The following is a 24,465-nucleotide window of genomic DNA, read 5'->3' as shown; positions in this document are numbered from 1 at the left end:
TCATCGGATGTTTAGAAGGTTAGATTGAATCCCATCATATAAAATTTCACTTGAGGGTACCGGTAGTTGGCCGAGCCGCTTGCAGTGGTCCAGTCGCCATACACTTCCGGATCGAAATCCGAAGGAAACGAAGTAATGGTGAACAGGTTTTGTCCGCTTACATAGATCCTGGCTTTGGACAAGTGAATTTTTTCAAGCAGTGTTTTGGGAAGGTTATAGCCAATCTGCAAGTTTTTCATCCGGAGGTAACTGGCATCGTGCACGACAAAAGAACTCATCTGGGCATTGAGATTTCTGGGTCCTCCCAATAAGGTGCGGGGGTAATGTCCTTCTTTTACAATGGCTCCGTTTTCTACAAGGGTACGGTCCAAATGGGCTGCTAAAGCAGAACCTCCGTCGGCAAAAGGCCATTCTATATTACCTCCCAAGGTACGGTATACCTTTTCGGCTCCTTGAAAGAAAGCTGAGAGGTCAAAGCCCTTATAGTCCATGGTAATACTCAATCCGTAGGTAAATTCCGGAATGGTATTTCCCAACACTACCCGGTCGTTGTCATCAATTACACCATTGCCGTCCTGGTCTTTGTATTTCAAGTCTCCGGCTTTCACTGGCAAGCCGGCAATATGCGGTTCTGAATCTGCATCGTCATCCGTCTGATGAAAGCCGATATGTTCGTATCCGAAGTAAGAGTTCCAGGGTTCTCCTTCTACTCGAATCAAACCGCCTTTGGAGGGGTTTGCCAGGCGTATCACTTTGTTTTTATTGTAAGTGCCGTTTACGGAGACACTGTAGTTCAGTTGGCCAATGGCATTTCGGTGAGTCAATAAGACTTCTATTCCCCGGTTTCTCATAGAACCGTCATTGACAGTGGGGGCCGGCAGGCCATACACTACGGATACCGGTACATTGACTAAAATATCTTCGGTAAGGCGGTTGTAGTAATCAAGACTTAGAGAAAGCTTGTTGTTGAAAAAGCCGGCATCTATTCCGATGTTAAATTCGGTGGATGTTTCCCAGCTAATGTCCGGAACATCTGCAACTACTTGGGCGGCACCGCTGTGCATCCCTCCGCCAAAGGGGTAGTTTTGACCGAGGGCAAACCGGGCAATGTAGAGATAGTTGTCGATGTTGTGGTTTCCTAATTTTCCCCAGGAAGTCCTGATTTTCAGTTCTTCCACCCAGTTGATAGCTTTCATAAAACGCTCTTCGGAAACCCTCCAACCAACGGAAAATGAAGGGAAGGTTCCCCAACGGTAATCCGGTGCAAATTTTGAAGAGCCGTCTATCCGGGTGTTGATTTCGAAAAGGTATTTGCCTGCCAGAATATAATTGACCCTCCCGAAGTAGGAAGCGAGCTTTACTTCAAAGGCATTTCCTCCGTTGCGCATTCCTTCAATATCTCCTACATCCAGTTGATTGAGCTCGTTGGACGGAAAGTTATTCCGGAAAGCGGAATTTTCATTGTACTCTTCCGACTGGCTGGAAACCCCCAACATCACTTTGAATTCATGGGCCCGGATGGTTTTTTCATAATTGAGATAACTCTGTAAGTAAATGGTCCGGTTGCGCCTGTTGACATCGGTGACTTGGGTAGGGCCTTGTGTAGTACCGTCTCCATAGTGCACTACCTTTTTATGTCTTTTGTCATCATCCAGACTAAAGTTAGCACCCATTATTCCTTTCAAGGTAAGGCCTTCCATTAAGGTTACTTCTCCGAAAATACTGCCTAAAAAATTGTAGTTTTTTCTTCGTAAATTACTTCCGGCATCTAACCAGGCAATAGGATTGCCATTGGACCAGGCTTGAAAGGTGCCATCCTCATACTTGTTGGCAACAGTAGGCGGGATCATATTGGCCTGTCTGAAAAACTCTCGCACTCCGTTCTGAATGGAAGGCACGGGCTCCAAAAAGTCATTGTGTGTGAGACTGGCATTCAAACCCATGTTCAACCACTTCGTAACTTTATTGTCGAGATTGATCCGCAGGTTGTAGCGTTTGTGATTGCTGACTTCCATAATCCCATCCTGATCAAGGTACTCCAGCGAAATTCTGTATTTTGACATGTCGCTTCCTCCGGAAAGGCTTACATCATGATTGTGATAAAAGCCTGCTTTGGAAAACATTAGATCAACCCAGTCAGTATTAGGGTAGTTAAAGGGATCTTCGCCGGTTTCAAATTTCCGGATTTCATCATCGGTGTATATCGGGGCCTTTCCTTCATTGATATTGGCTTCATTTAACAAGCGGGCATAGTCTGCGGAAGATACGTGGTCGGGAAGCCGGGTGGCTTTTTGCACGCCAAAGCTGGCATTATACGAGATGGTGGGTTTGCCTTTTCCCCGTTTGGTCGTCACCAGTATGACTCCATTGGCGGCCCGGGTGCCGTAAATAGAAGCTGCCGCGGCATCTTTTAACACACTCAGGTTTTCGATATCATTGGGATTGATGGCAGACAAGGCGGCTTGTGTAGACTCCAGCCCGTCAATTAAAATCATGGGGTTGGAATTGTTCATCGTGCCCACTCCCCGGATCAATATATCCACACCTTCCCGCCCGGGCAAACCGGAGCTTTGGGTGATATAGACCCCGGGCATACGTCCTTGCAGTGAAGAGGCGACATTGATCGCCGGCTGGCCTTCCAATTCTTCGGTATTTACCGTGCTGACGGCTCCTGTGAGGTTTACTTTTCTCTGTGTTCCATATCCGACGACCACAATCTCGTCTAGCGTTTTCGTGTCTGTATCCATCACCATATCAATCACTTTCCGGTGATTGATTTCCACTTCTTTGCTCATGTATCCCACAGATGAAAAGACTAATGTGGTTGCATCCTCCGGTACACTTAAGCGGTAATTGCCATCGATATCCGTCACCGTTCCAATGGTCGTTTGCTTTACCAAGATATTGACCCCGGGCAAGGGCTCTCCGCCTTCATCCGTTACTTTTCCTGAAATACTTACTTCTTTTTCCGTGGGCAGTTCTATAATGATTTCCCCGGCTTTTTCTATTGGTTTTACATAGATAATGTTGTCCACCCGTTTGAAAGCCACTCCGGATTGCCCGGAAATGGATCGGAGCAAATCGGCCAAAGACCTTTTCTCTTTCTTAATCGTGACGGTGGTTTTTGGGATTTTGCTTTCGCGGTAAGTAAATTGAAAACCGGTAGCTTTTTCAAGTACCCGGAGAGCTTCTCCGAGTTTTACTTTATCAAAACCTATGGAAGTTGTGATTTCTTCCAGGCTTTCTTTGGGGGAAACTTTGTCGGTGGCAATGGCAAATGAATGAAACAGAACTTGAAACACGATGCTATACAAAGCACATTTATTGATTCTGAATAGAACACCTGGTAAGTTTGTTTTCATGGGGTTAGTTTTTTAAGTAATTTGATATGATCAGAGACATCTAACGCTTTTACTTGTAGAATGAGGCTGTCTAAAAAGCCGAGATATAACCACAAAGGCACTAGGTTGGCCGATTGTAAATCAAAAATTTGTGATTTAGAATCTTCGTGGCATTTTATGTACTTTTGGCTTTTTAGGTAGCTCCTTTCAGCCTTATGCGTTTTTCCTGTTTCCTTAAAAGCGTGACTTTCTTTCGCTCTCCGGCCTCTGTTGCGTCTGGCCTCCATTACAGTATTTTTCCTACTTTAACTGCTGTCATAGATCAGGTTCATGGTTTTCAATTTATGATGACTACATTATCTTGTATTTCAAATTCAAACTCATAGATAAAAGAGAGTCCTTCTAACACATCCTCTAAGGACTTCTTTTGAAATTCACCGGAAACATCTTTTTTCATATCCACTTTTTTATCGATTTGAAACCGGACACCATACCACTTTTCTAACCGTTTGATGATTTCCGCAAAATTTGCCTTCTCAAAATAGAGTACTTTCTCTTTCCAACTAAAAACTGCTTTCGGGTTTTCACAAGGGCTTTTTTCTGTAGTTTTCAGTATTTTATCATAAATGGCCATCTCCATATCTGTCAGAATGATCGTCTTCTCTGATGGTTTTGGCCTGACCGCCACTTTTCCGTTGTTAACAGCCACCTGAATGTTTTCTTCTTCTTGGTAGGCCCGGAGGTTAAAGGAGGTTCCGAGTACGGTTACTTCCAGTTCTCCGGAGCGTACGGTAAAAGGCTGTCCGGCATTTTTTTCTATTTCAAAATAAGCTTCTCCTGTTAGCTTCACTTTTCGGACATTGCCTGTAAACTTTTCCGGAAAGGATAATTTGCTCCCTGCATTGAGTTGCACTTTACTTCCATCGGGCAACTGAAGGCGGAGTTGTTGGCCATAAGAACAAATCTTTTCGATCCGTCGAACGGATGCTGTTTCAGGTGGAGGTTGGTTGGCATACCGGATCATGAAGATCGATACGGATAATGCAATGGCCAGAACTGCTGCGATACGGAGTAAGTTTACTCCCAAGCGGATCCTGATTTGTTTTCCCGTTTTCTGTGTTTTATGGATGCGGTTGTTTAGCCGTTCCCAAACCTCGATTTTGGCCTCTTCCGTCTCTTGTTGCCGTGTTTCCCAATAGTGCTTGAGCATGTTGAGAACTTGCCGGTTGTTTTGGTTTAGTTTCAGCCATTCTGCCAATTTATATTGGTCCTCAATACGCATGTTATTTCGAAGGTATTTTAGAATGATCTCGTCCATTAGAATCTACATTTGTAAAAATGTTCAGGAGTTATTTTAAAAAGTATAATGGACGTAAAAAGGCATACCCTTCTTTGAATAAATACAATGGCAGAAATTATTTGGTGGGAGGATTAGATAGTTCGTAATAAATAGGTATATTTTTTATGAGATGTTTATTTTTTTATTACCCTTTAAAAGGTAGTTTTTTCTATATCAAGTCTATGATTTTTGTGAAAAATACTGCTAGTAAGCCTAAATATGCGGAGCGTTCATACATAGGTTGTTGGTCTTGTTCCAGGTAAGCAGTAACCCTGTTTCGGATTCGGTTTAGGGCTTTGATGATATGGTTTTTTACCGTTCCTTCCGATATGCCTAATTCATTGGCTACCTCACTGTATTTTAGGTGTTTGCCCTTTACCAGGTCAAACACAAGCTGGCATTGATCCGGTAACGTATCAATGGCTCCGTCCATGACTTCCATCAATTCCTTCTCCAACAGCAATTTTTCCGGGTTGAGTTCTTCTATCCATTGTGTCGCATGATGCCGGTTCAGACTTACGGCTCTTTTCGTTTTTTTAGCTACCGCCCGGATGGATAAGTTTTTGACTGAAATAAAGAGGTAGGCATCCAGTTCCTTGATGGAAGTGAAATCGGGTTGCCTTTTCCAAAGGTAAAAAAATACATCAGCGACAATATCTTTGGCCATTTCTTCCGACTTGGTGATGATTTTGGCATAGGTATACAATTTGTCAAAATGTTGATTGTATACAGCTTCAAATCGCTTTTGCAATGTCTTTTGACCAAAGAGTTTCTTCTTTACACTATTTGCCGTCTTGTGTTTCAATATTACGGTGCTTGAAAGACGATAAATGTTTGTAAAAAAAGCGACAATTTAAATTCCGGTGTACTACCGCTTATACGTTATAATTTGAAATTATCACTCTTCTTTCTTACTTCTTATTAGACAAGTACTATTTTGGCGGATTACTAAAGCTTATTTGTTTAATATACAATTTTTTAGGGATCTTTACTTGTTTTTATTGAATACAATTTTTCAGAAAATCACTTTCTTTTAAATAGCTTTTTATCCAAGAGAAAAGGTATGTGCTTTTTCCTTATTTTAGCGACTGTCCGGGAAGCTTGAAAGCTTTATTAGGAAGATTGATTGAAGGGAAGGAGGCATGTAAAAAATACGCTCACCTTTTCTTATGCATTTGGAAGTGATTTTTACATCTAAACCGGTATCGGTACAAGAGAAAATCAAATCATAGAATAATGATGCAAACCGAAAAAACAAAACAGGTTGTCCGACAATTTTTACAGCATTTAACCCATCGGAATTTATCCGGATTGGTCAAGCTGTTTTCAGAAGAAATCGATTGGTATATCCCCGGCAATCAACAACGCGCAGTCTGGCTGGGGAGAAGGAAGAACCGGGAAGATATTGGCGCGTTTTACGAGTTGTTATAGAGTAATGCGGAACCGGTATCTGCTAGCATTGAACATTTATTTATAGATGCTGATAAGGCGGCCATTGTTGGAGCGTTTTCAACAAAAGTGCTACAAACCCAACAGGTGGTAGATTCGCCTTTTTGCATTCAGATGACGGTAGAAAATGATCAAATTGTAAAATACCGCTTATTGGAAGACAGCCATGCCGTATCGGAGGCTTTGGCGGAATAAGGATGAACACACTCCGGTTTTTGAATAAGACTTTCGACAGACCTGTCAATCTTTTGAAAGATGGTAGAAATCCGTACAAGGGCATAATAACTTTCCAGCAAATGCTTGAAGGAATGCCCTTGCTTACATTTTCAATCTGATTATATTTGATGATTGTAACATGAAATAGTACTTGTACCTCAGGGAGAAGCCGAGATAAAACTTACAAAGTATACCCGGTAGCTACTCATGAACCAAGCCGTTACAATTGGGATCTTGAGTAAAAAGCCATGGGAAAATCGTGCTTTCTCCCAACGGATCTAAACTAAATTGAATGAATACCAAAAGAAGAAAACGGACTCTGCTGATACATTTTATTCTGGCTACTTGGACGGCAGGGTTGTTGGCTTGTAGCCATAGAGAGCATTCGCAAAATGAACAAACAGGTGAAGCACATCCAATCGTAATTGCCACTGCGGCCAATATGCAGTTTGCCATGCAAGAACTGACCGGGCAATTCACCAAGAGCACCGGTATTGACTGTGAAGTAGTGATCAGTTCGTCCGGCAAACTTACGGCTCAAATCAAAGAGGGAGCTCCTTATGATGTGTTTGTCTCGGCAAACCGGAAGTACCCTGATGAACTCTACAAGAGTGGTTTGGCCAGAGAGCCAACCAAAATTTATGCGTATGGGAAGCTGGTCTTATGGTCTATGTTTAAGGAGATCACTCCGTCGGTGGAGTCGCTTTCCAGTGAAATGATTGAACATATTGCCCTGGCCAATCCAAAAACAGCTCCTTACGGGGTAGCCGCAATCGAAGTTTTAAAGCATTACCAACTGTCGGATAAATTGGAAGGCAAATTAGTCTACGGAGAAAGCATTGCGCAAACCAACCAGTTTATTATCTCCAAATCAGCCGAACTGGGCTTTACGGCCATGTCTGTGGTTTTATCTCCGGACATGCAAGGAAAAGGGCATTGGGTGGCTTTGGAAGAAGGTATTTACACCCCCATTGAACAGGGCGTGGTGGTGATTCAACGGGAAAAAGCGGTGGATACTGCCCAGGCACAAAAGTTTTACGAATTTCTGTTTTCGAAAGAAGCCAGGCAAATACTGGAAAGTTTTGGGTATTCGGTAGATGAATAGCTTACACGGACATATAGAAGAAATAAACGTCAGTGGATGTCTTTCGCTGGTTTTTATTCGCCTCCATCCGGAGGTAAAGGTAGAAGTCATTGTGATCGAAACCCCTGAAACCGCTTCTTATTTGAAAACAGGCAACCCCATCAAGCTTTTGTTTAAAGAAACAGAGGTGATCCTCGGAACAGATGAACATCCTGCTATCAGTCTACAAAACAAAATCACCGGGCCGGTAAAAAAGATAGAACGGGGCACGATTCTCAGCAAGGTGGTTTTATATACTGTTGTAGGAGAGGTCACGGCTATAATCAGTACCAACGCCCTGGAACAATTAGCATTGGAGGAGGGCATGGAAGTGGTGGCAATGATCAAGTTAAACGAAATTATGCTTTCAGAATGATCGATTGGGAACCTTTATTCTTAACCTTTCAACTGGCTTTGGTGACCACCGGCATTTTATTGCTGCTGTCCATTCCTTTGGCATTTTGGCTGGTGAGTACACGCTCACGGATCAAGCCCGTCATCGAAGCCTTGGTCAGCATGCCCTTGGTACTTCCCCCCACAGTGTTGGGTTTTTACTTTTTGCTGGCTTTTAGTCCCGGCAATGCTTTTGGCGCTTGGTTAAACGAATGGTTGGGCATCAAGTTGGTCTTTTCTTTTACAGGGCTTGTCATCGCTTCGGTTTTGTACAGTTTGCCATTTATGGTGCATCCTATTCAATCCGGTTTGGCCGGCCTTCCGGCTTCACTCACCGAAGCGGCTTATGTGATGGGAAAATCAAAAATCACTACCTTATGGAAAGTACAGTTACCTAATATCAAAGCCTCTTTACTGACCGGAATTGTCCTTGCCTTTGCCCATACGGTGGGTGAGTTTGGCGTAGTGTTGATGATCGGAGGAAATATTCCGGGAAAGACAAAGGTGGCTTCCATCGCCATCTATGACGAAGTAGAAGCCTTGAATTATCAGGCAGCCAATGTGTATTCCACCATACTTTTTATCATTACATTTTGTATTCTTCTCACGGTTTACCTGGTGAATGGGGGACACTTAAGAAGATTTTGGAAATGATTACACTCGATATTGAAAAAGTCTTACAAGCGGCTGACGGGAAAATGAACCTCCGGGTGAACCTGAAGGTGGAAAACGGACAGTTTATTACCCTGTACGGAGAATCGGGTGCGGGCAAAACTTCTACCTTGAGAATTCTTTCCGGTTTGTTAAAGCCCGACAAAGGAACGATCACCGTTAACGGAGAAACTTGGTTTGATGCCAAAAGAAATATTCATCTCAGCCCACAACAGCGCAGGATCGGCTACGTATTTCAGGATTACGCCTTGTTTCCTAACATGACTGTGCGCCAGAACCTGGAATTTGCTTTGCGTACCAAACATTCGGATCGCCAGACTGGCCGGGAGAACATCTCGGATTTGATAGAGATCATCGAACTGGGTGAGTTACAAAACCGCAAACCGGAGACCTTGTCAGGAGGGCAAAAGCAACGGGTCGCTTTGGCGAGAGCCTTGGTTCAACGGCCCGGGATTTTGCTACTGGACGAACCTCTTGCCGCATTGGATATGAAAATCCGCTTGAAATTACAGGATTATCTGTTGACTGTACACCGTGAATTTCAGTTGACGACCCTTTTGATCAGTCATGATACGGGAGAAATTATCAAACTGTCAGACCGGGTGTTTATGATTGAAAACGGAACCATCACCCGGCAAGGGACCCCGGACGAAATTTTCATTAACCGGAGAATTAGCGGTAAGTTTAAATTTACCGGGGAAGTACTGAAAATCGAGCAACAGGAAGTGGTATTTATCGTCACTGTACTGATTCAAAACAACGTGGTCAAAGTTATTGCCCAGGAAGAGGAAGTAAAGGGCTTGGCCGTGGGAGACAAGGTAATGGTGGCTTCCAAGGCATTTAACCCTATTTTATATAAGATGGAATAGGTGATGAAATACTGAATAGAAGCTTGCTAAGTGTTGAAAGGCGATGGCTTGTATTTTTTAGTGTTTGAGATGATTTTTTGAATTATAAATAAGCTAAACGCATAGACAAGGCCTGTCTTATCCACCGGGTGAAAAGGCTTGTGCAACGAATTATGGATACTTTATTGAAACTAACCTTATTACAACTTCCCAAAATAGGCAGACAAACGGCAAGGGCGATCATCGGGTTTTCCAAGCCGGAAATAAAAAGTACGGAAGACCTGTGGGAGACTTTGCTTGAGGCACACCAGGCAAACAGGCGAATTCCGCTTCCTGAAAAAAATGTCTTGGAAAAAGCGCATGGACAAGCCCGGGAAATTATGGAAATGGCTGAAAAGAAGCATGTGAAAATTATCTCTGAAACGGATGATGCCTATCCTCAAAGGTATCATACAATTCAAGACAAGCCACTGGTATTGTTTGTAAAGGGAAACTTGAAGGCGCTGAACAGTGAACATGCCTTGGCTGTGATCGGAACAAGAGGACCCAGCAACTTTGGCATCAAAGCAGGAGACAAGTTGACGAAATATTTTGTGGAGGCAGGATGTACCATTGTAAGTGGCCTGGCCATCGGATGTGATACGGTAGCACACAATGCTTGTCTTAAAAACAAGGGAATAACTGTAGCGGTGTTGGCTGGGGGAGTGGATCAAATTTATCCTAAGCAAAATGGCTATTTGGTAGAGAAAATATTGGACCATGACGGAACCATTCTCTCCGAATACGCCATGGGGACGCTTCCCCGGCATAATTATTTTGTAGAACGTGACCGGCTGCAAAGTGGCCTGAGTGATGCCATTTGTATTGTGGAAACAGCTGTGAAAGGAGGTACTATGCATACGTTCCGGTTTGCGACAGAGCAGGGAAGACTCACTTCCGTACTGCAACATCCCGTGGATAAATTGAATGAGAAGTCCATGGGAAACCAATACCTGATTGAGCAAAAAAAGGCCATTCCATTAGGCAACAAAGAGGATATATTGCGCTTTATTGAAAAAGTAAAATCTCATAGGGTGAAGAGTATGGTACAAGGTGAAAATAAACAGATCAAGCTGGGTTTTTAGGTATTGGGATAGATACAAGGATGTTCAACTTATGCTCTGTAGAGAATTGCCTATGGTCAATGGAAGGAGTTGATTTTCAGTGAGCAAAGCTCCAAAAATGATAGGAGTACTTGATATATAGCTTTAGTGTATGTCGGTCAAAAGGGAGAGGAGACCATCGAAGCAAAATCCAAAGGAGCATTCCTTATGTCTTCACATTTGTACAAATCCTTATGAACGTCTTTTGTAAAAAATAAACAAAAATGCGAGACCTGTAAGCACTGCCATGATTGAGAATAGGGTTTTCCAAGGGATGCCAAACCCCTTGTCTGAGAGATATTGGTTTTGATGTAATACAAGTCCCGCCCAATAATAAGGGTGTTGGCTTGCCTCATCGTTCGTTGTCAGGTATTCCCTTTTGGCACTTTGTAAGGCCTGGGGCATTGCCTCTCCTTGCTTTCGCCAATGTTTATAAAAGTCTTCCAATACCGCTGTGTTTTCTCCTTCGGGTACTGGCCAATGCGTAAGCATTAGCTTGTTGACGCCTGCCATATAAAAGCCTGTAGCCAGGCTAGTGAGTCCTTCCCCTTTGTCTTGGTTGATTTGGTTACAGGCACTCAATACGACCAACTGGGCTTGTAAAGGCAAGGTAAACAATTCGTGAATATAGAGCTTGCCATCGTGCAGGGAATCCTTTGCCAAAAGAATCCGGCTAAACAAAGGATTTTCATCGTCTAAGAGTGTATGGGTCGCCAAGTGGATGATATCCTGTTTCGCTAACGATTGCCGGAAAGCGAATTCGGTGGCTTGTGGGCCTTGGAAGTACGAACTTTCGAAAAAACCTCCGGTAAGGGTGATTTCATCCTGACTATTGTGAAGTGTCAGGTAAACGGGTTGAGCGTGATACGCAACACCAACCTTTCCGATGGAAGTTTTTGTACCGGAGGAGTAGAAGGGAGCAAAACCCAAAAAATATCGTGGCTTTCTCTCTGGGCCTGCGGTTCTGGCCAAGCTTTGCAGATAAGCGATGCTATGGTGCTGTATTAAATAGTCCTCGCGGATTTTCAGCGCTTCAAAAGGCAAGTGATGCAATGGCCCATGGGGCATGATCACCAACTCTTCCGGTTGTACGTTCTTTAAAAAAGGAAGAAGAACTCGTCCCAAATCACTTAAACGGTCGTACGTCTGTACTTGAGGATTTCTCAGCATTACCTGTACCTCATGTAATAGTTTTTTTTGCTCGCTTTCCCATGGGATGGCGTACCATTTAAATTGCGGTCCGGTAGCAAAAATGCAATGCAATACATCCCCTGCAAAAAAGTATTGGACCAAAGCTTTGTTCTCAGAGAGCGAACCGGGCAAGGGTGCCGGAATGGTCGTACTTTCTTCTATTGCCAACCGGTGATAGTTACCGAATTGTTGTTGAAATTGTATATCGGTCGTGTGGAGTATTTCGGTTAGGGAATCGTAAGTAACAGACGAATCGGATGCGTTTCGGCTTGCTTGTATTCTTAGCGCTTCATTGAGGTATTGCCATTCCTTTTGCAGGCTGTCAGCTTGTGGGTTTTGTAAAATCAACTGTTGGTAAATCAGGTTTTTCCTAACGGAATTGATCCTTTCTATTTCCAACAACCGGGAGAGGGTTTGTAAGGAAACTTGTTCTTTGTCCAGCCGGTACAGTTGATACAATAGAGAAAGGCTTTTGTCCACCAGCCTTTTTTGATGGTAATAAACAACCGGGTCGGATATGCTGCCAGGGTGCCTGTACATGTACCGGTTCATATATTCCACCGCCTTTTCCATATTGGCAATGGCGGCCAACAGAAATGTTTTGTCTTTTTGACCTGTATATTGTTGATCCAGTGCATCCGCCTTGCTCTCCAGGGTGTTGATTAAAGAGAGGTCAGGTTGTAGGGGTATATAAAGTGAATCGGGAAATAAAGCGGATCCTTTTATAAAGGAAGTATCCAGGGTGTGAAGAGCAAGGTTATAATATCTGATTGCATTGTCCACTTGTTGAAAATGCATACTCATTTTTGCTTTTGAGACATACAGGCGGCTTTCAAGTGCAGGATTTTTATTTGATTGAATAAAAGGAGTAACCTCCTCAATAAAGGCTTGAGCCAGTTGTCTGTTTTCGGAGTTCATCAGTATATCGATATGATCCAACACCGCCATTTGCATCGTATCTACTTTAAGAGATTGGTATTGTGCCCGTATGACTAATGCATTTTCCGAATACTGTAACGCAGAATCTTTTTTCCCCAGTTGGAAATAGGCATCTGACATATGTGTCGATAATGTGGCGTGGATTAAAATCTGCTCATCCAGGTTAGAATGGCGAAACTCAAGACCCTTTTTCAGCCATACAATCGCCGAATCATAGCGCTGAAAGTGTAAATACATCAAGCCTATATCATTTATGACGGAAGGTAGCGATTCGGGTGCATGTTGCGCACGGAGATCATAGCATTGCCGGAAGTATTCCTGTGCAGCCCGTTGGTTAAATAAGTGAGAATGTATGAGTCCCATCATGTTCAATACATGGGCTTTTTGCAGTGGGGTTTCCTTTTCATCAGTCATTTGTAACCAGCGGTCGCAATAGTGCAAGGCCTCTTCCCGGTAACCTAATTGCTTGCTTGCCGAAGCGAGGATTTGGTAGTTATTTCTTAAAAGAGCCGTATCCGGTTCCGGTAAATTTTCAAAAGCCGACAGTACTTGTTTGCCATAACGATAACAGGCCTGTGCATTACCCATGTGCGCTTCTGTAGTACTTAATTGCTGCCGGATCCGGGCTTGAAAGTAATCGTTTTTAGAGGGGGCTTTGTCAATTACGTCCTCGATACTTTTTAAAAAGTGACGACATTCTTGATACTTGTTCAGTACTTGCATTTGCTGTGCTCTTTCCAGAATTGTTGCTTGTGTACTGTCTTGAAGAAGCCGGCCGGGTTGTGCATTAAGCGAATCCAACAATATACTGTCTTGTTGCGAGATACCTTGAGCGGCGGCCTGTAAAGAAATGCCCATACCAAAGCACAACAGGAAAACATAAACCATCTGTCTCTTATGAAACTTCAGTAATGGTATTGAATCCGTGTATTCCGTTAATTCTACCCCTTGATTGAAGAACCTCATTTTACCACTCTCAAATTTTTTTTAAAAAAATACCATGTTTGTGCCTTCTCATCTGATGACATTGCACAAAAAAATACGCATCAGTGAGTATAAAACCATTTATAAGCTATTTCCCGTTAATTAGCAGGCCCGTTCCATGGTTTGCCAAAGCATCTTTTGATGATTCGTTTAAAAATACTATAAAATGCTTAGAAAAATAGTAATATTCCAAGTTAAATTATTTTTTATGTGGTTCAGGGACGGGCTTTTATCGATTCGGTATGGTAAGAAAAGCGCAATGGCTTATGGGGAAGAAAATGAGATATATGAAGTCCTTCAAATAACAATCTTATTTCCAATCTTTAGGTAAAAGTTTATTTTTACAAGTCTTATTTGTATTAAAAATTATCAAAAACAACTCTATGGAATCAACTGGCGAAAGTGTAAGCAAACTAATATATGCGGATTATGACGAAGAAGGAGTGTATGTTTATCAGGCGTTCAAACCCCAGACAGTACAGACAGCTGTAGCGTTAGGGACTTTTGGCAAAGGCTTTGGGTTGGATAGAATCAGTTGGATTAAACCTTCGTTTGGATGGGTATTGAGAAGGACCAAATACGGAACGAAAAACCGCATGCAGGGAATTGCCAAAATCAAACTCTCTCATCAAGCCTTTCACGAAATTATAAGCCAGTCCATTGAGTCTCACTGGAATCAGAATGTGTTTGCAAGTGAAGATGTATGGAGAAACCGTCTCAACTCCTCGGATGTGATTCACCAGTGGGACCCGGAGCGGGATTTAATAGGGAGAAGGCTGGAGCGTCAAGCTATACAAATTGGCATCAGAGGAGAGGTAATCAAAAAGTATGTAAGCGATTATATCATAGGAGTGGAAGATGTTTCCTCATTAGCACATGAAATCAGCCGGATCAAAAAGGGAGGGGCCACCAACTTTCCCGGTGTGCCGGAAGAAAAAGAATATCCCATTTCCGAAGAGCTATTTTTCCGCTTAGGCTGTGTAAGGTGAGACGCAACAATTGGGAGAAGGAATGATGAAACGAACGGAATAACTTTTAAGGCTTTTTCCTCCCTTTTTCACGCATTAAATATTGGCGCTAAGTTTTTGCAATATGCCTTGAATGACAAATTCACCTACTCTGCCTCGTTGGAGAATAAATTCTTGGGAGAAATGCTTGTATAGATAGCCCGGGTCGCTATATTTATATAGTGGAAATATGTAATGGAAATTGATCTTTACTGTTCCAATGACTCCATCTCAAATGACATCATCGTTTATTCCCGGTTTTGCTGAATTGACATTGTTGTGATGAGATCGTGACTTGCATCAATAAACTTGAAAATCTATACTTATATTAAATCCAATACCATGGAAATCAAAGAAACCATCTACAAAAACGGAAAAAGTGTATTGAAAGGCGAACTCGACAGCAAAGCCTTGCTCCAACAGGTGCTTTCCCTGGCCCATAAAAACAGCCACTCAGCCGTAAAGACCTACCTGAGTGAGTTGGACAGTGATCATTTGGACACAGTCTATCACCAAGGGGACCTCACCCTCACAGAGGATCTGAATTTGTTTGAATGCAATATTTGTAATCTGATCGTGGACGGAAACTTAATTGTGGATGGTTGTTTGTCCATTTATGATGACCCGGAAACCTTTGTTTTTGTAACGGGTAATGTCCGCGCTACCAATATGGTGACCAGCGGGACTTTACATGTCAACGGGAACCTGGAGGTTGGACAATGCCTGTTGGGTGACTATAATCATGGAATGACCGGGGTTTACGGAAGTGCCAAGGCCAGATTCTTCTGTCCGGAGGAGTATTTTTTTCAAATAGAAGGCCCTATTCATTTTGACTACGCTTTGGGAAACACGTACCGGTTAAATGACAATGCCCAAAAGAAGCTGTTCAATTTGAATGATAAACCACTCGCGGAACTGATCGATATATTACACCCTGATGTACTTGCCTTATTGGATCCGGAGTATTTGGAAATCTTAGAGGAAGCGGAAACGGACGCCATATGGGAGTTTATGGAGTGGCGCAACTTTTTAAAATATGTGAGGAGTGGAAAACCCGTGTTGAAATAAAAAATACTTCTTCACAGCAAACACTGATTCTCTCACCCGGCCGGATCTATCGCAGATTCGTTTGTACCGGATCGTTGAGGCGTGTGTATAAATATCTGTCAAAATCACCTTTAGTATCATGACCGCAAACAAGTTGATAAAAAAAGCTCAAAAACTTCAACAAAAGGGAGAATACAATCCCAAAGAGGTTTTAACTTATTACTACCAGGCCATCGACCTTTGTAAAACGGAAGACGATGACTACAACCTGCTGTTTTCGCACTATTCGATCATGCATATGTGCACGCATTTGGAATACAATACCGGGTATAAAAAGAAACAGCGTCAGGATTTTCATCAACAGGGGGAGGCTGCTGCGCGGAAATGCATGGATATTTTAGCGCCTAACGGCCATTTACGCACTGTCTGGCATTTTACCGAAATGGGGCAGTTTGAAGAAGAAGTCATCAGGGTGGCCGGCAATACCCTGGCCTGGAATCAACTCCAAAAAGCCAAAACGCCTGAAAACTTGGAAACAGCCTTGGGCTTTGCGGAAATGGCTTGTTCTTATGTGGAAAGTCCGGAATATTTCTATGTGATTGACACCAAAGTGCGGATATTACTGGCCCTGGACAGAAAAGAAACAGCCTATGAAGTGATCAGGGTCACGCTTATCAAAGACCGGGATTTCGGTGACTTTCAAGAATTCAAATCCGACCCGGATTATCTCCAATGGTTACGCGCGAAAAATGAAGGGCTATTGGCAAACTTAAAGGAGGAAGAGAAAGCTTTTTTGAGGAAGATGGAGGGGATGATCGAGCAGATCCGACAACAGGCTGAGCCGGCCACTCTACCGGAAACACCTTCCAAGGAAATTTCCAAACAAGTGATGTCATACCAGGAAGCCATTGGTAAATACGGTATTGTTGAATTTCCCTATCAACGAAAGGATTGTTCTGTAGTCGTACTCATGGGAGATGTGACGGTCAACGGGGACCTGGATAGCCAATGGCTGAAGACACAGATAAAAGACCTTGACAAGGACAGCTATATGGTACTGATAGATGGCAATGTAACGATTGAGGGTAATTTGATAGATGACGGGTTAAATTTTTTATTTATCACGGGTAACCTCCGTTGCGACTATATTTTCTCGGCTGATGGATATATCGATGTCCTGGGAAAAGGAGACATCAAATACGGCCTTGCCGGTGAATACAATGACGGACATATCGGAATTTACGGAGAAACACAGGTGCCTTTCGTATTTAATAATGACCATGATATCAACATCGTGGCCTCTGAGGAAACCATTGTCATTGACAGCTTTTGCAACAGCCGGGAGAATGTTTTCTTTTACCCTTACGTAAACCCAAGAGAGCGCTTTGGATTAGAAAACCCGCAACTACTCTTAGCTCCGGCCGTGTGGAACGAGGAGGATGAGTTTGACCATGTTAAGTTTGTGGAACTACTGAAAAAGGGAGAAAGTCCTTTTGTGAAGATTAAAGAATAAGCGCTTGATAGGTAACAGGCAAAAATCAACTGTTTTCCACCGGAAATCTAATCCCTACAAACATTTAATACAGAAAACGATGGCCTTCGAATTAAAAAATGTTGTCCCCTGGGGGAGAAACCTGGAAGAGTACACCAATATGTTTGCGTTGACAGCCCATGACTTAAGTAAACGGATCATCAGCTTTGGTGACGGGCCGGCTAGTTTCAATTTGGAAATGCACCGGCAAGGTAAAGAAGTGACCTCCTTGGACCCGGTTTACCAGTTTACAGCCGATGAGCTGCGGGAGCGGATCCACGAAACCAAAGACACGATCATCCGGCAGATGCAAGAGAACCGAGATAACTTTGTCTGGACAAGCATCAAAAGCATTGACGAACTGGAAAGAATACGCATGGAAGCGATGGCGAGTTTTTTGGCTGATTTCGAAAAGGAAAGCAGTAAAAGCAGGTACCTTTATCATGAATTACCGGCTAAAACCGAGTTTGCAGATCAAGCCTTCGACCTGGGGCTTAGTTCTCATTTTTTAATACTCTACGCACAACTCGGGCTTGATTTTCACCTGCAATCCATCCGCGAAATGCTGCGGCTTTGTAAAGAAGTGAGAATCTTTCCGATCGTGAATCTGAATGCCGGAAAATCAGAAGTACTTGACGGTATATTGGAAACATTCGGGACCGATTATGAATTGATCGTTTCAAAGGTGAACTACGAGTTTCAAAAGGGTGGCAATGAAATGCTCACGCTGCGGAATCACTCGGTTTGACCCGTGGAGCTACGGCATCATGATACACAGCAAGAGTCCTACGGCTCTTGCCTTCTTGTTTTGTGAGCCATTCATACGGGGCCATTCTTAACTATAGATGGGAAACGGAGTTAGATTTCATCTTAAGGCTTTTTACTGGTAAAAAGAAGTTGTTTTAACAGATAAGAAATTCCGAACGACTACTAAACATACGCTGACATTTTTCAACGAGAATAAGTCTTTCCTGGTAGTGCCTCAAAGTTTTTTTAACAAACTGTATCTCCCTACTGACATAGGGCTGTCACCCGGCCATTTTACTTTTGAATAGATCAATTTTAAACAAAAATTCAATGGCTAAATCATCCGTCTTACGAGGACTTTCAACGGTGAGTTTTTATGCATCCGACCTGGACGCAGCTAAGAAATGGTATACTGAATTACTGGAGGTCTCTCCTTACTTTGAAGTGCCAGGCTATATAGAATTCCGTCTGGGCGACTATCAACACGAGTTGGGCATTATCGACAGCAAGTACGCGCCAAATGGAGCCATGCATTCTCCGGGCGGGGCTATTATCTACTGGCATGTGGAGGATTTAGAGGGAATCATGGAAAAGCTCATTGCCATGGGGGCCAAGGAATACCAACCTGTTATCGAACGGGGAGAGGGCTTTGTGACGGCATCAGTTATAGACCCTTTCGGAAATGTGTTGGGCATTATGTACAACCGCCATTACCTCGAGATACTCAATTCAACCGATAAAAATTAAACGTAACCGGAAAGCATCATGGAAACCAACAGAGGTATTGAAACTTTTTATGCCAAAACCCGCTCGCAATGGCGCAAATGGCTGGAGCAAAATAGCCAATCCAAAAAAGAAGTTTGTCTGATTATTTGCCGCAAAAAAAGCAAAATGGAAGGAATCCCTCACCACGAAGCAGTGGAGGAAGCACTGTGTTTTGGCTAGATCGATTCTTTGGCAAACAAACGGGACGATGAAAGTTTTTATCAGCGGTTTTCTCCCCGCAGACCCAACAGCCATTGGAGCAAACCCAATATAGAAAGAGTGGAAAGACTGACTCAAGCGGGCTTGATGACCGAACAGGGACAACGGCTAATTGATATTGCCAAACAAAAAGGGAAGTGGCCGCCTGTTGAATAAAGTGTTTTTGCCCGGTCTTAAAAAAGGCGACATAATCTTCGGCAACTATACAAAGCCATGAAAACCATCAACATCATAGGGGCCAGGCAGAATAATTTAAAAAATATTTCCCCGGTGCTCCTTATCTCATAGCCGTTTGTTTTACGAGTATCAGTTTGCTTATCATGTTTGGAAATTACCGTAAATGGAAAAAACGAAGGGTGCCGGATGCGGTATCCGTATGACATGCCGATCCCTCTTTACTTCCAAAAAGAAACTACCTTTGTATAAAGTCTTTATAAAATATTAAATCCTTTTTGGGTAAAGTCAATGAAGGAAAAGCATCAAGCCTATCTCAACAGAAGAATTGCCGTTCCGGGAGAATTCGAAGAAGTATTTTCCCACTTTTATTATGCCGTAAACCAATCGGATCAGACGGTTACCAAAACGTTATTACCTTCTTATCAAACAATTATGGTTTTTAACTTCGGAGCCAAAGCGCTGTTGCACTCGCCACAAAATACGCATATCGAAATGGGCAGATGCCTGGTATTGGGGCCGATAAAACAGGCCTTTGCCTATTCCTTACCCGTTGCTTCGGAAATATTGGTGGTAAATTTTAAAAATGACGCTTTCTTTCGCTTTTTTGGAGTAGCGGCTGTGAGGGAAAGCTTACCGGTGAATCCGGATGAATTATCGGAGGAAAATTGCTTTACTGCCTTGTGGTATGAACTCAACAAAATAGAAAATACCAGTGACCGGGTGAACCGTATCCTTGCATTTTGCAGACCTTATTTGGGAGAGCAAAACTCCATTGTAAAACAGTTGTCTGGTTTTGAGAATAACTTGTTAAATCCGGTTAAAACCATTGCTTATCAAAACAAACAGAGCGAACGCAACATCCAACTCCGGCATAAAATGCACTTGGGCTATTCCGCAAAAGAACTGAGCCGTTATCAACGCTTTTTAACAGCCATCGAGCATGTGCAACATATGGCCTCCACCGCTTCCAAAGTCGATTGGCTTGAAATTGTCAGTAGGTGTAATTACTACGATCAAAGCCAGTTGATCCGGGATTTTAAGTATTATCTGAACCTCAGTCCTACCAATTACCTCAAATTCCAACAGGATATTTGTAATCCTAAATCCTGATTTCGTTTTCTTACAATTTTTACGAAAGGTGTCTGCCTACTTTTGGAATATCAAATTTTAAAAGGAACAATTATGAGACATCTGATCATTTATGCACATCCGTATCAAAACAGTTTGAATGGCTATTTGAAAGAGATCCTGGCCGAACATTTATGGAACTATGGCCACGAAGTAGTGATGAGGGATTTGTACCAACTAGGTTTCAATCCCATACTCTCCCCGGAAGACCTAGACGGACAACGCCAAGGGCAGGTAGCGGAGGATGTAAAACGGGAGCAAGAGTTTATCTTATGGGCGGATTGCCTGACCTTTATACATCCGATCTGGTGGACGGGATTGCCGGCTATTCTAAAAGGATATATCGACAGAGTCTTCAGTTATGGGTTTGCCTATCGTTACGATCAAGGCGTTCAAAAAGGTTTGTTGACGGGTAAACAGGTTTTGATCATCAACACTCATGGGAAATCAAAGCCCGAATACGGAGCGTCCGGCATGGATCAAGCATTGTCATTAACTTCGGATATGGGGATTTACACCTACTGCGGTTTAGAAATTGTCAAGCATTTCTTCTTTGATAAAGCAGACCATCCTTCGAACGAAATGGTGGAGCACTGGACAGGGCAACTCAAGGAGTTATTTTTTTAATCTCATTTTCGCTTCACCAAACGACCCTTGGACAAACCGGTTTATCTATCCGGTATTTTCAAAAATGATAAACTTGCGAAGCATCTACGGAACTGTAGATTATATGCAATGGTCATTCAAGTGGTCATGTACTTTAGTGAATGAGTGAAATGGCGAATGAGCGTGAAAGTGGCAAAACAATCGTATACAAGGCTCTGGTTAAGTTTTTAATTGACCCTTTATCAACTATTGTTCATCTTTTCAGAGAAAAGTTATCACTATTCGCTCACGATTTCACCCCATCACTCATTCACTGTTTCTTCATTGATCGTTGGCGACAGCTTGAATTTCTTATCCTTTTTTGGGTTCGTAATGCATTAACACAATACCGCAATCAAAAGGAATGGCTTTTTTCAGTTGTAAATTTTGTTTTTCTTCAATTTCTTTAAAAATGCTCAAGCCTTTTCCGATCACTGTCGGGTTGACAAACAAGTGAAACTCATCAATAAGACCTGCCTTAATCAGCGAAGCATTAAAACTGGCTCCTCCATATACGATGATGTCTTTCCCACTGCGGTTTTTGATCGCTTTTACATCTTCATTCAGCTCTCCTATGGCGAGTTCGGTATTGTCCCATTCTGAAGATTGTAAGGTTTGCGAAAAAACTACTTTAGAATATTTCACCATCTTTCTGGCAAAGGGATGTTGTTCCGGTTCATCCGGGTTGTTCATTGTATTGGTCCAGTGAGCGATAAACCCCCCGGCCATTTTTCTGCCTAAAAGAATGGTATCTACAGATTCTGTGAGTTCACTTACATAATTTTTGATATCCTCGCTCCAGTTCCAGGTCATCCAATCCATTTCTCCGTTAGGGCCTGCTACAAATCCGTCCAGTGACATTTGTACTTGTAATTTCAATTTTTTCATAGTATTTGGGATTAGAATAGTTTAAGTTTTTGAAATGTTGGTGATATAACAAAGGTAAGGGCTATTGCAATGCGTCTTGAGGGGCGAATACGACATTTAAGGGGACAAAAACACAAACTTCCGCTGTTCAAGTGCCAAAAGCGGTGATTTTATAAGGGAATTTTCTACTCTTCTGTAAAAGGAACTTCGGGTGATCCTCTATTTTTGTACTTTTAATGACACAGATGTTATACTAATATGATATCCAACCAAACAAAAGGAACAGTAGTCGTTGATGGCTTTTCACTAGATTACTGTATGGAAGGCCGTGGAATACCTACGCTCATTATCGGAAGCAATCGTTTTTATGCAAGAGCCTTTTCCAAAGAATTAAGAGAACACCTTCAATTGATTTTTATGGATCATAGGGGCTTTGTGGCTCCACCGGAAGAGCCGCTTGAAAACAGTGCTTACGCGTTGGACATTTTGCTACAGGATATCGAAGCGCTTAGACGGCATTTAAACCTTGAGCAATTTTTGATTGTCGGGCATTCGGGGCATGCCTTTATGGCCCTGGAATATGCCAAAAAATTCCCACAGCATGTACTGGGGAGCGTTATGATTGGTGTCAGTCCCGATTACAGCGAGGCCATGCACCAAGCCACCGATGCTTTTTTTGAAACTACCGCTTCGGCTGAAAGAAAAGATTTGTATGCAAAGAATATGGCAAAACTACCCGGCCTGATTCAAGCCAAGCCCGAAAAACGCTTTGTCGATTACTGCCTGTGTGCCGGACCCCGCAACTGGTTTCAATATGACTTTGATGCGGCAGCTTTATGGGAAGGCGTGGAAACCAATATGCAAATGATCGATTATGTATGGGGCAAAGTGTTCAGGGACATCGACATTACAAAGGACTTGGACAAACTCGAAAAGCCCGTACTTTTGGCCTTGGGTAAATACGATTACGTCACCGGACCTCCTTCTCTATGGGATAAAGTAGTACCTGTGTTCAAGCATATACAGGTGGAGCTTTTTGAAGAAAGCGCGCATTACCCGCAATTCGAGCAACCGGCTGAATTCGATGAAAAACTGTTGGCTTGGGCCATAGAAAATAAACTGATAGATAATTGAGTGAATTGATCTGAAATTAACCCTTCAAGGTTTTTACGATAGACTTATATACTTGCTATACCGTACTATTTTGGAAACCTTGAAGAGTTAAAAAAACACCGATATGCCTGAAGAAAACCCATTGGTAGAGCAAAGGTACTTGTTGGAAAAATTCTCTGGAAAAGGAGGATGGACCTATGCCCTTATTCCTGAAATTCCACAGGCTAAAAAAGTACCTTTCGGATGGAGGACCGTTAGCGGTACCATTGACGGATATGCCTTAAAACATGTAAAACTTATGCCCATGGGCAATGGCAAATTGTTTCTTCCGGTGAAAGCGGCCATCCGAAAGGAAATCAAGAAAGAAGCCGGGGACATGGTCAAAATTACACTGTATGCGGACCATTCGCCCCTGGAAATTCCGGAGGAGGTTATTCTCTGTTTTGAAAACGAACCTAAAAAGGTCTATGAAGCGTTTGTCAGCTTTACCGAGAGCGAACAAAAGGCTTATCTGGATTGGATTTATGCCGCCAAAACCGACGAAACCAAAGTTTCGCGCATCGTCAAGATGATGGAGAAGTTGTCGAAAAAGCAAAAGCTTTATGATAAAAGCGAATGATACAAGTAGATACATAAACCTAAGCTTCCCGAGCCGGATAGAGAATTGAGCAAGTTCCGGGTTTTTAACTGAGGCAATGCTTTCTACATTTGTCATAGAGAAAACCCAAGCACTATGGAACAGAACGAACATATCAATTATAAGCGGATTGCGCAAGCCATTGAATACATTCAGGCGAATTTTAAAACGCAACCCAACCTGGAAGAAGTGGCTGACAAAGTGCACCTGAGCCCTTTTCATTTTCAACGGATGTTTACCGATTGGGCAGGAGTCAGTCCTAAAAAATTTTTGCAGTTTATCAGTGTGAAATATGCCAAGCAAATTCTGAAAGAGAAGCAAACAAGCTTGATGGAGGCCGCATATGAAACGGGACTTTCCGGTACGGGCAGGTTGCATGATTTATTTGTGAAAATAGAAGGGATGTCGCCCGGTGAATTTAAGAACGGAGGAGAAAGCCTTTCTATTCATTACAGCTTTGCCGAAAGTCCGTTTGGCGATATCCTCGTAGCTTCTACGGCCAAAGGTATCTGCCATATGGCTTTTACAAACAGTGAGTCTCAATCGCTAGCCGATTTGCAAAAGCACTTTCCCAATGCCCGGTTCAAACAGAAAGTGGACCTCATTCAGCAAAATGCCTTGTATATCTTTTCACATGACTGGAATAAAATTGACCAAATCAAATTACACTTAAAAGGAACGGCCTTTCAGTTAAAAGTATGGGAATCCCTTTTGAAAATTCCTATGGGACAATTGTCTACCTATGGCAAAATTGCAGAAGAGATACAAAATCCCAAAGCTTCCAGAGCCGTGGGCACGGCCATAGGAAGTAACCCGGTTGCTTTTTTAATTCCCTGTCACAGAGTGATCCAGTCCAGTGGTGCAATTGGGGGCTATATGTGGGGCAATACTCGTAAAACGGCCATCATCGGATGGGAAGCTGCGAAAACCAATTCATAATTCGAA

Annotated in this window: 22 protein-coding genes and 1 pseudogene; 18 read left to right on the top strand and 5 right to left on the bottom strand. The window is 42.7% G+C overall.

The features are described from left to right. Positions 1 to 11: 11 nt before the first annotated feature. From AAG747_RS27705 to AAG747_RS27695, 3 genes are all read right to left on the bottom strand, one after another. The gene (locus AAG747_RS27705; RefSeq protein WP_346824515.1) at positions 12 to 3,362 is read right to left on the bottom strand and encodes a SusC/RagA family TonB-linked outer membrane protein; all 3,351 of its coding nucleotides are present in this window, start codon (positions 3,360 to 3,362) and stop codon (positions 12 to 14) included. 316 nt (positions 3,363 to 3,678) lie between these two features. Then, positions 3,679 to 4,659 carry a FecR family protein gene (locus tag AAG747_RS27700; RefSeq protein ID WP_346824514.1) on the bottom strand — a complete coding sequence of 327 codons (981 nt, stop codon included), beginning with the start codon at positions 4,657 to 4,659 and terminating at the stop codon, positions 3,679 to 3,681. Positions 4,660 to 4,849: 190 nt separating this feature from the next. After that, positions 4,850 to 5,485, bottom strand: a complete 636-nt coding sequence (locus AAG747_RS27695) for an RNA polymerase sigma factor (protein WP_346824513.1) — start codon at positions 5,483 to 5,485, stop codon at positions 4,850 to 4,852. A 431-nt stretch (positions 5,486 to 5,916) separates the two neighbouring features. Between AAG747_RS27695 and AAG747_RS27690 the strand changes: the two genes are divergently transcribed. The 7 genes from AAG747_RS27690 to dprA all read left to right on the top strand — a co-directional run bounded on the left by AAG747_RS27690 (position 5,917) and on the right by dprA (position 10,505). Next, positions 5,917 to 6,111, top strand: coding sequence for a nuclear transport factor 2 family protein (locus AAG747_RS27690; RefSeq protein WP_346824512.1), 195 nt, complete (start codon positions 5,917 to 5,919; stop codon positions 6,109 to 6,111). Between the two features lie 87 nt (positions 6,112 to 6,198). After that, positions 6,199 to 6,324: a nuclear transport factor 2-like protein gene (locus tag AAG747_RS27685; protein ID WP_346824511.1), complete on the top strand. Its 126-nt coding sequence runs from the start codon at positions 6,199 to 6,201 to the stop codon at positions 6,322 to 6,324. 313 nt (positions 6,325 to 6,637) lie between these two features. Next, the gene (gene modA, locus AAG747_RS27680; protein WP_346824510.1) at positions 6,638 to 7,450 is read left to right on the top strand and encodes a molybdate ABC transporter substrate-binding protein; all 813 of its coding nucleotides are present in this window, start codon (positions 6,638 to 6,640) and stop codon (positions 7,448 to 7,450) included. Beyond that, positions 7,443 to 7,844 carry a TOBE domain-containing protein gene (locus AAG747_RS27675; protein WP_346824509.1) on the top strand — a complete coding sequence of 134 codons (402 nt, stop codon included), beginning with the start codon at positions 7,443 to 7,445 and terminating at the stop codon, positions 7,842 to 7,844. Before modA ends, AAG747_RS27675 begins: the two co-directional genes overlap by 8 nt. Beyond that, positions 7,841 to 8,515 carry a molybdate ABC transporter permease subunit gene (gene modB, locus AAG747_RS27670; RefSeq protein WP_346824508.1) on the top strand — a complete coding sequence of 225 codons (675 nt, stop codon included), beginning with the start codon at positions 7,841 to 7,843 and terminating at the stop codon, positions 8,513 to 8,515. Before AAG747_RS27675 ends, modB begins: the two co-directional genes overlap by 4 nt. Further along, a complete protein-coding gene (locus AAG747_RS27665; RefSeq protein ID WP_346824507.1) occupies positions 8,512 to 9,402 on the top strand; it encodes an ATP-binding cassette domain-containing protein in 891 nt (296 codons plus the stop codon). Before modB ends, AAG747_RS27665 begins: the two co-directional genes overlap by 4 nt. Before the next feature lie 152 nt (positions 9,403 to 9,554). Continuing rightward, positions 9,555 to 10,505 (top strand): DNA-processing protein DprA, encoded by a 951-nt coding sequence (dprA, locus tag AAG747_RS27660; protein WP_346824506.1) that lies wholly within the window; start codon positions 9,555 to 9,557, stop codon positions 10,503 to 10,505. A 210-nt stretch (positions 10,506 to 10,715) separates the two neighbouring features. Here the strand turns inward: dprA and AAG747_RS27655 are convergent, their stop codons facing one another. Continuing rightward, positions 10,716 to 13,619: a CHAT domain-containing protein gene (locus AAG747_RS27655; protein WP_346824505.1), complete on the bottom strand. Its 2,904-nt coding sequence runs from the start codon at positions 13,617 to 13,619 to the stop codon at positions 10,716 to 10,718. Positions 13,620 to 14,020: 401 nt separating this feature from the next. Between AAG747_RS27655 and AAG747_RS27650 the strand changes: the two genes are divergently transcribed. The 8 genes and pseudogenes from AAG747_RS27650 (at position 14,021) to AAG747_RS27610 (ending at position 20,885) form a co-directional block, all read left to right on the top strand. After that, on the top strand, positions 14,021 to 14,626 hold the full coding sequence (locus tag AAG747_RS27650) for a DUF4291 family protein (RefSeq protein ID WP_346824504.1): 606 nt from the start codon (positions 14,021 to 14,023) through the stop codon (positions 14,624 to 14,626). A 327-nt stretch (positions 14,627 to 14,953) separates the two neighbouring features. Beyond that, positions 14,954 to 15,712, top strand: a complete 759-nt coding sequence (locus AAG747_RS27645) for a hypothetical protein (protein WP_346824503.1) — start codon at positions 14,954 to 14,956, stop codon at positions 15,710 to 15,712. 118 nt (positions 15,713 to 15,830) lie between these two features. Then, on the top strand, positions 15,831 to 17,204 hold the full coding sequence (locus AAG747_RS27640; protein ID WP_346824502.1) for a hypothetical protein: 1,374 nt from the start codon (positions 15,831 to 15,833) through the stop codon (positions 17,202 to 17,204). A gap of 79 nt (positions 17,205 to 17,283) precedes the next feature. After that, positions 17,284 to 17,970: an SAM-dependent methyltransferase gene (locus AAG747_RS27635; RefSeq protein WP_346824501.1), complete on the top strand. Its 687-nt coding sequence runs from the start codon at positions 17,284 to 17,286 to the stop codon at positions 17,968 to 17,970. A 329-nt stretch (positions 17,971 to 18,299) separates the two neighbouring features. Beyond that, complete coding sequence (locus AAG747_RS27630) at positions 18,300 to 18,716, top strand: VOC family protein (RefSeq protein WP_346824500.1); 417 nt, start codon at positions 18,300 to 18,302, stop codon at positions 18,714 to 18,716. A gap of 18 nt (positions 18,717 to 18,734) precedes the next feature. Then, a pseudogene (locus AAG747_RS29290) lies at positions 18,735 to 19,109 on the top strand (YdeI/OmpD-associated family protein). 309 nt (positions 19,110 to 19,418) lie between these two features. After that, complete coding sequence (locus tag AAG747_RS27615; protein ID WP_346824497.1) at positions 19,419 to 20,240, top strand: AraC family transcriptional regulator; 822 nt, start codon at positions 19,419 to 19,421, stop codon at positions 20,238 to 20,240. Positions 20,241 to 20,312: 72 nt separating this feature from the next. Continuing rightward, complete coding sequence (locus tag AAG747_RS27610; protein ID WP_346824496.1) at positions 20,313 to 20,885, top strand: NAD(P)H-dependent oxidoreductase; 573 nt, start codon at positions 20,313 to 20,315, stop codon at positions 20,883 to 20,885. 330 nt (positions 20,886 to 21,215) lie between these two features. Here AAG747_RS27610 and AAG747_RS27605 read toward each other — a convergent pair whose 3' ends face one another. Next, positions 21,216 to 21,791, bottom strand: coding sequence for a dihydrofolate reductase family protein (locus AAG747_RS27605; RefSeq protein WP_346824495.1), 576 nt, complete (start codon positions 21,789 to 21,791; stop codon positions 21,216 to 21,218). Between the two features lie 237 nt (positions 21,792 to 22,028). Here AAG747_RS27605 and AAG747_RS27600 point away from each other — a divergent pair, with 237 nt between their 5' ends. The 3 genes from AAG747_RS27600 (at position 22,029) to AAG747_RS27590 (ending at position 24,459) form a co-directional block, all read left to right on the top strand. After that, positions 22,029 to 22,904 (top strand): alpha/beta fold hydrolase, encoded by an 876-nt coding sequence (locus AAG747_RS27600; RefSeq protein ID WP_346824494.1) that lies wholly within the window; start codon positions 22,029 to 22,031, stop codon positions 22,902 to 22,904. Positions 22,905 to 23,007: 103 nt separating this feature from the next. Then, a complete protein-coding gene (locus AAG747_RS27595) occupies positions 23,008 to 23,502 on the top strand; it encodes a DUF1905 domain-containing protein (protein WP_346824493.1) in 495 nt (164 codons plus the stop codon). A gap of 114 nt (positions 23,503 to 23,616) precedes the next feature. After that, positions 23,617 to 24,459, top strand: coding sequence for a bifunctional helix-turn-helix domain-containing protein/methylated-DNA--[protein]-cysteine S-methyltransferase (locus AAG747_RS27590; protein WP_346824492.1), 843 nt, complete (start codon positions 23,617 to 23,619; stop codon positions 24,457 to 24,459). Positions 24,460 to 24,465: the final 6 nt, after the last annotated feature.

This window comes from Rapidithrix thailandica (assembly GCF_039710355.1).
Classification (GTDB): domain Bacteria; phylum Bacteroidota; class Bacteroidia; order Cytophagales; family Flammeovirgaceae; genus Rapidithrix; species Rapidithrix thailandica.
The sequence above is the reverse complement of the archived record's forward strand: the minus strand, read 5'-3'. Positions and strand labels throughout refer to the sequence as shown.

Excerpts from the sequence above, each read along its gene's own strand:
- AAG747_RS27650 (WP_346824504.1), top strand. The coding sequence starts at position 14,021 with ATGGAATCAACTGGCGAAAGTGTAAGCAAACTAATATATGCGGATTAT.
- AAG747_RS27655 (WP_346824505.1), bottom strand. The coding sequence starts at position 13,619 with ATGAGGTTCTTCAATCAAGGGGTAGAATTAACGGAATACACGGATTCA.
- AAG747_RS27635 (WP_346824501.1), top strand. The coding sequence starts at position 17,284 with ATGGCCTTCGAATTAAAAAATGTTGTCCCCTGGGGGAGAAACCTGGAA.
- dprA (WP_346824506.1), top strand. The coding sequence starts at position 9,555 with ATGGATACTTTATTGAAACTAACCTTATTACAACTTCCCAAAATAGGC.
- AAG747_RS27705 (WP_346824515.1), bottom strand. The coding sequence starts at position 3,362 with ATGAAAACAAACTTACCAGGTGTTCTATTCAGAATCAATAAATGTGCT.
- AAG747_RS27605 (WP_346824495.1), bottom strand. The coding sequence starts at position 21,791 with ATGAAAAAATTGAAATTACAAGTACAAATGTCACTGGACGGATTTGTA.
- AAG747_RS27665 (WP_346824507.1), top strand. The coding sequence starts at position 8,512 with ATGATTACACTCGATATTGAAAAAGTCTTACAAGCGGCTGACGGGAAA.
- AAG747_RS27700 (WP_346824514.1), bottom strand. The coding sequence starts at position 4,659 with ATGGACGAGATCATTCTAAAATACCTTCGAAATAACATGCGTATTGAG.
- AAG747_RS27590 (WP_346824492.1), top strand. The coding sequence starts at position 23,617 with ATGGAACAGAACGAACATATCAATTATAAGCGGATTGCGCAAGCCATT.
- AAG747_RS27595 (WP_346824493.1), top strand. The coding sequence starts at position 23,008 with ATGCCTGAAGAAAACCCATTGGTAGAGCAAAGGTACTTGTTGGAAAAA.
- AAG747_RS27690 (WP_346824512.1), top strand. The coding sequence starts at position 5,917 with ATGATGCAAACCGAAAAAACAAAACAGGTTGTCCGACAATTTTTACAG.
- modA (WP_346824510.1), top strand. The coding sequence starts at position 6,638 with ATGAATACCAAAAGAAGAAAACGGACTCTGCTGATACATTTTATTCTG.
- AAG747_RS27600 (WP_346824494.1), top strand. The coding sequence starts at position 22,029 with ATGATATCCAACCAAACAAAAGGAACAGTAGTCGTTGATGGCTTTTCA.
- AAG747_RS27640 (WP_346824502.1), top strand. The coding sequence starts at position 15,831 with ATGACCGCAAACAAGTTGATAAAAAAAGCTCAAAAACTTCAACAAAAG.
- AAG747_RS27610 (WP_346824496.1), top strand. The coding sequence starts at position 20,313 with ATGAGACATCTGATCATTTATGCACATCCGTATCAAAACAGTTTGAAT.
- modB (WP_346824508.1), top strand. The coding sequence starts at position 7,841 with ATGATCGATTGGGAACCTTTATTCTTAACCTTTCAACTGGCTTTGGTG.
- AAG747_RS27675 (WP_346824509.1), top strand. The coding sequence starts at position 7,443 with ATGAATAGCTTACACGGACATATAGAAGAAATAAACGTCAGTGGATGT.
- AAG747_RS27630 (WP_346824500.1), top strand. The coding sequence starts at position 18,300 with ATGGCTAAATCATCCGTCTTACGAGGACTTTCAACGGTGAGTTTTTAT.
- AAG747_RS27615 (WP_346824497.1), top strand. The coding sequence starts at position 19,419 with ATGAAGGAAAAGCATCAAGCCTATCTCAACAGAAGAATTGCCGTTCCG.